The 434-nt window shown below is 41.0% G+C and carries 1 protein-coding gene; it reads left to right on the top strand.

Features of this window, described 5'->3' with window-relative positions; genetic code table 11:
- Window positions 1-434, top strand: a 434-nt coding sequence (locus CYP28_RS00685; RefSeq protein ID WP_181000387.1) for a TonB-dependent receptor domain-containing protein, incomplete at both ends; no start/stop codon positions are given.

Here is a 434-nt window from a genome sequence, read left to right as displayed (position 1 = left end):
CACTAACTTTTGGCTATGACTTTAGCAAGCAAAATGTCGGCACGACCTTCATTGTCTCAAACGCCTCAAGGAATGGTCTTAAAAATCCAAAAAGCTACTCGATGAGTGAGCATGCGGGATTTATCGAGGATGAGTGGCAAATTTTAGATGAGAAGCTATTTTTAACGCTTGGCTCAAGACTCACGCACAACGAATTCTTTGGCAATCACCTCTCGCCAAGAGCCTACCTAGTCTATAATGCCACAGAAACGCTAAGCTTAAAAGGCGGCGTAGCAACTGGCTATAAAACGCCAAATGTCAATCAAATCTCCCCAGAAGTAGGCACTATCCAAAATGCTTGGAAAATAGTTGATTTTGGTAACAAAGATCTAAAACCAGAAAAGAGCATGACTTATGAAGTTGGTGCATATTATGACAATCAGGCTGATTTTAGA

The sequence above is a fragment of the Campylobacter concisus genome, assembly GCF_002914195.1.
Taxonomy (GTDB): Bacteria; Campylobacterota; Campylobacteria; order Campylobacterales; family Campylobacteraceae; genus Campylobacter_A; species Campylobacter_A concisus_M.
The sequence above is the reverse complement of the archived record's forward strand: the minus strand, read 5'-3'. Positions and strand labels throughout refer to the sequence as shown.